This is a genomic window from Oscillibacter sp. CU971, from assembly GCF_905219725.1.
Lineage (GTDB): Bacteria > Bacillota > Clostridia > Oscillospirales > Oscillospiraceae > Oscillibacter.
On record NZ_CAJMXG010000210.1, the window covers coordinates 1 to 5,182 of the forward strand.

Here is a 5,182-nt window from a genome sequence, read left to right on the forward strand (position 1 = left end):
AATCAACTTAGGAGGTATCAAATCATTGCGTATTCCAATCAGCGAAATCAAAATCAACCCCGGACGGCGGGAGGCCGACCCAACCCATATCGACGAGTTATCTAAAAGCATAGCCGACGTGGGCCTGCTCAATCCAATCACAGTTGACAGCAGCCACACCCTGATTGCCGGGCTACACCGGCTGGAAGCGGCGAAGCTGCTGGATTGGGCTGAAATCGAATGTACTGTATGCAGTATTGACAGCATCCGGGCGGAACTGGCGGAGATCGACGAGAATGTGATCCGCAGAAGTCTGACCAACACAGAAGTGAGCAGTCTGCTTGCCCGCCGGAAGAAACTCTATGAAACTCTGCATCCAGAGACGATTGCCCGGAACCGTCCCGGCCATGTGAGCAATCACCAACGTTCGAGCGACAATGTGTCGTGCGAACCCAAAGTGAAATCTTTTGTGGAAGATACCGCTGAAAAGCTGGGTGTTTCGACTAGGACTGTTGAGCGCCACCTGTATCTGGCCGAACATCTGACACCGAAAGCCAGTGAGATTCTCAAAAAAATGGATAAACAGCCTCCCCGGAGTGAGCTGATGAAGCTGGCCCGCTTGGAGCCGGACCGTCAGGCTGAGTGCGCCGCGCAGTTCCTGTCCAGCGAGATCAAATCGGTGAACACATATTTGAAGCAGGGAGAACCGGAAACCGCCGGGACTGATACTCCCTCATCCTTTGACAGCTTTATGGAAAGTTCAAGTCTGGTTCTTAATGAATTTGAGCGGCTTTCCTCGCTTTTAGCGGCCAGTCCTGACTTTACTGACGAACAGACGGAAACTGCCCGGATTCAAGCCAATAAGCTGCGTGAAGCGGCGGATAGGCTTACGGCACAGCTTGAGGGTAGGCGGTGAGCGCGATGCAGAAGCCGCAGTATGCCATTCTCCGCTTTGCCAAGTACAAGGGACCGGAAATCGGGCAAATTGAGGCTCATAACGAGCGAAAAAAGGAGAAATACGCCAGTAATCCCGATGTGGATGTTAGTCGCAGTCATCTCAATTACCATCTTGTCCAGCCAGAGCGGAAATACCGTGCCGAGGCTGAGCAACAGATTGCCAAGGCCGGATGCCGTACTCGAAAGGACAGCGTTCGGGTGGTCGAGGCCCTGGTGACGGCCAGCCCAGAGTTTTTCAAAGGGAAGAAAAGGGCTGAAATTCGGACATTCTTTGAAGAAGCGGTTCGTTTTATTACGAAACATCAGGATAAAAGTACGATTATCTCCGCCGTGGTTCATATGGACGAGAAAACGCCTCATATGCACCTATCCTTTGTCCCGCTGACACCGGACAAGCGGTTGAGTGCCAAGGATATTGTCGGAAACAAGAAGAAACTGACATGGTGGCAGGATAGTTTTTGGAAACACATGGTCAGGAAGTATCCTGATCTGGAGCGGGGCGAANGTGCCAGCGAAACTGGCAGGACACACATTACGCCCCGTCTGTTCAAGGAGGCGGCACATCTCAACCGCCAGCGGGATATGCTGATGAAGTTGCTGGGGGAGGTCAATCCTCTCAACGCCAAGAAGAAAAGTGCTGAGATTGAGGCCCTGCTGGAGCAGTACATCCCCGGCGTAGAGCGGATGCAGACGCAGATGCGGAAGTATGATGCCGCCTATAAAGCACTCCGGGCCGAGAACGCTGGATTGAAAAAGCAAGTCAATTCCAGCAAGGAGAGCATCAAACGCCAGTTGGAGGTGTCGCAGCAGCTTCAAGAACTGGAGGAACTGCGCCGGACAGTGGATCATATCCCGCCGGAAATCCTACAAGCGTACCAAAGCGAGCATCATACAAAACAAATTGAGAGATAATTGAATGATAATTGATTTTGACGAATATTTCAAGAGCTATGTGTATGAACCTATTGACCTTTGTGCCTGCTATGAGCCTATGGTTTTCCCTCCTGCTGGTCTTTGGGACGAGCCCCAGAATCCATTCTGTGACATTGTTGAACGGAAAATCGGAAATACTTGGTACATCGTCAAAACAGAGTGTGATGGAAATGAGACGCTGGCCAACAAGGTCAAGCGCCTCATTTTTTCAGAGAACGGGTCGATTTCCTAATGACAAATGCAAAAAGTTATGTTAATATCGATCCATGCACTACGATACTGTTAGCTGACCCACATAAGAAAGGAGAAAATGACGTGGATCAGCAGAAAATCACGATTTTGTACTGCCGTTTAAGTAATGAGGATGCCCTTGACGGCGAGTCAAATTCGATTGCAAATCAAAGGTCCATTTTAACCAAATATGCAGCAGAACGAGGCTTTACTAACATCCGTGTGTTGGTTGATGACGGCTATACCGGGACGAACTTCAACCGGCCTGGGGTCCAGGAAGGACTTTCTCTGGTGGAGCAGGGCTTAGTAGGCACTTGGATCGTCAAGGACATGAGCCGTTTTGGACGGGACTACTTGCAGGTCGGTCGTTATACGGAAATCGTTTTTCCCAGCTATGATGTGCGATTCATTGCCGTCAATGATGGGGTGGACAGTGAGCGTGGAGACAATGATTTCACCCCGTTTCGTAATCTTTTTAACGATTTTTATGCCAAGGACACCAGTAAAAAGGTCCGTTCCGTGATGAAAGCCCGCGGCACCAGCGGCAAACATANGGGGAAACCGCCTTATGGCTACCGCTCTGACCCGCAGGACAAGGACCACTGGATTTTGGACGAAGAAGCCGCACCAGTGGTCAAGCGTATCTTTGACCTGACGATTGCTGGAATCGGCCCATGCCGGATTGCCCGAATCCTCGAAGNTGACCAAGTGCCAACGGTCAAGGCCCTCTATGCTATGCGTAAAGGTAAGCCCGCGCCGGAGCGTCCCTGTCACTGGCATGAGCAGTCNGTGGTTGGTATNCTGGAACGGATGGAGTACACTGGTTGTGTCTGCAACTTCAAGACCTATTCCAAGTCCTATAAGCTCAAAAAGCGCATTCCCAACGCCAAAGAGGATATGTTCATCCTGCCCGGTACACAGGAGGCCATTGTTCCGCAGGAACAGTGGGACCGGGTACAGGAGCTGCGGAAGAACAAGCGCCGCGTCACCAAGGGTGAGCGGCAAGGACTGTTTTCCGGACTTCTATTCTGTGCCGACTGCGGAAGTAAGCTCAACTTCGCCACTTGTAAAAGGTTTGAGGGCAGGCAGGATCGCTACGTCTGCGCCAAATACAGAAGCGGGCGTGGGACTTGTTCGGGGCATATTATCCGAGAGGAAGTGCTGCGGGATGTGGTGCTGGAGCGTATCCGGGCTNTAACGGAGATGATCCGTTCTGACGTAGAGGGCTTTCAAGAGGATTGGCTGCACTGCCGCAGAGAGGAGCAGGAAAAGTCTATCCGGGAGGACAAGCGGCGTCTGGCCCAGGCCAAGAAGCGTCTGGCGGATATTGATGTGCTGATGACCCGTATCTACGAGGACATGGTGCTGGGTAATTTGAGCCAGGAACGCTACCAGAAGATGGCTGAAGGCTATGAAGCGGAGCAGGCCAATCTTAACAATGAGATTATCGGCCTTGAGGACTGGGTGGGCATCCGCGAGGAAATGGACAACAGCTTTGACCAGTTCGCCGCTTTGGTCGAGAAATATGTGGACATCCCGGAGCTGACACCGACCATTGTAAACGAGTTTATCAAAAAGATCATCGTCTATGCGCCAGAGAAGCAAGGGACCACGCGGATTCAGAAGGTCAGGATTATCTTCAATTTCCTGGATGATCTGGATATGCCGGAAATTGGTGAACCTGTTATCAGCGAAACTACCTATGGACGCAGAAAGACGGCGTGATCGTGCGATCACGCCGCCCTCTGCGGAAATAGTTCCCTATCACCTTTTACCCTTGCGGTTTCAAGGTTTTTCGTGGCAGCGGGTGAAGGATTCGAACCCTCACATACAGAGTCAGAGTCTGCTGTGCTACCTTTACACAAACCCGCTGTATTGCTGTGGAACAGCTATTATTATACTAAAAATCTCCGCCTTGTCAAGGGGTTTTCAAATTTTTTCCCAAATTTCTTTTTTGGGGAAAAATCCGGCCGTTCCCCCTTCCGCCCGGAGACGGAACTGTGCTATAATAGAGTCCACACTCCCTAAGAAAGGAGCCTCGCACATGATACTGCTAGAGGGCGTCCGCCTTTCCCCCGGCGGCGGGGAGGAGGACCTCCGCGCCCGGGCCGCGAAGCTGCTGCGCCTCCGCCCGGCGGACCTTCGGGACCTCCGGGTCCTGCGCCGCAGCGTGGATGCCCGGGAGGACGCAGCCCTGACGTATACCCTGGCGGTTTTGGTGGAAAACGAGGCCGCCGTCCTCCGCCGCTGCCGGGGCCGGAAAATCAGCCGCTGGGAGCCGGGACCGGCCTACCGCCTGCCGGAGGCCCTGCCTCCGCCGGAGATTCCGCCGGTGGTGGCGGGCGCGGGCCCCGCGGGGCTCTTCGCCGCCCTGGCGCTGGCGGAGGCGGGCCAGAGGCCCATCCTCCTGGAGCGGGGCCGCCCTGTGGAGGCCCGCCGGGCAGATGTGGAGCGGTTCTGGGCCTCCGGGGCCCTGGACACGGAGTCCAACGTCCAGTTCGGCGAGGGCGGGGCCGGGGCCTTTTCCGACGGGAAGCTGTCTACCGGCACCAAGGACCTCCGCCACCGCTTCATCCTGGAGCGCCTGGCTGCCTGCGGCGCGCCGGGGGACATCCTCATTGACGCCAAGCCCCATGTGGGCACGGATTACCTCTACAAGGTCCTCCAAAACCTCCGCCGGGAGCTGACCGCCCTGGGGGCGGACATCCGTTTTCAGACCCGGCTGGAGGACCTGCGGATGGAAAACGGGGCGCTGACGGCCATAGAGCTCTCCGGCCCGGCGGGGCGGGAGGTCCTGCCCNGCCGGAATCTGATCCTCTGCCCGGGCCACTCCGCCCGGGACACCTTCGAGATGCTCCACCGCCGAGGCGTGCCCCTGGAGGCCAAGCCCTTTGCCGTGGGCCTGCGCATCGAGCACCGCCAGGCGGACTGCGACGCGGCCCAGTACCGGCAGTATGCCGGGCATCCGGGCCTTCCCGCCTCCACCTATAAGCTCTCCTGCCATCTGCCCAGCGGGCGGGGCGTGTTTTCCTTCTGCGTCTGCCCCGGCGGGGAGGTGGTGGCCGCCGCCTCGGAAACGGGA

At 55.5% G+C, this 5,182-nt stretch carries 5 protein-coding genes and 1 tRNA gene; 5 read left to right on the plus strand and 1 reads right to left on the minus strand.

Annotated features, from left to right (window positions below; genetic code table 11):
• The 4 genes from JX325_RS12485 to JX325_RS12500 form a co-directional block, all read left to right on the plus strand.
• Positions 1-895 (plus strand): ParB N-terminal domain-containing protein (locus JX325_RS12485; RefSeq protein ID WP_204791441.1); only part of this gene is annotated, 895 nt, incomplete at its 5' end.
• 5 nt (positions 896-900) lie between these two features.
• Complete coding sequence (gene mobV, locus JX325_RS12490) at positions 901-1,848, plus strand: MobV family relaxase (protein WP_204791442.1); 948 nt, start codon at positions 901-903, stop codon at positions 1,846-1,848.
• A 4-nt stretch (positions 1,849-1,852) separates the two neighbouring features.
• Entirely contained in the window at positions 1,853-2,101 is a 249-nt protein-coding gene (locus JX325_RS12495) for a hypothetical protein (protein ID WP_016322948.1), read from the plus strand.
• Positions 2,101-3,825: a recombinase family protein gene (locus JX325_RS12500; RefSeq protein ID WP_204791443.1), complete on the plus strand. Its 1,725-nt coding sequence runs from the start codon at positions 2,101-2,103 to the stop codon at positions 3,823-3,825. The genes JX325_RS12495 and JX325_RS12500 overlap by 1 nt, the downstream gene beginning before the upstream one ends.
• Positions 3,826-3,898: 73 nt before the next feature.
• On the opposite strand, the gene JX325_RS12505 is transcribed toward JX325_RS12500, so the two are convergent.
• Positions 3,899-3,972, minus strand: a tRNA-Gln gene (locus JX325_RS12505).
• 172 nt (positions 3,973-4,144) lie between these two features.
• Between JX325_RS12505 and JX325_RS12510 the strand changes: the two genes are divergently transcribed.
• On the plus strand, positions 4,145-5,182 hold a 1,038-nt coding region (locus JX325_RS12510), incomplete at its 3' end, for an NAD(P)/FAD-dependent oxidoreductase (protein ID WP_204791444.1).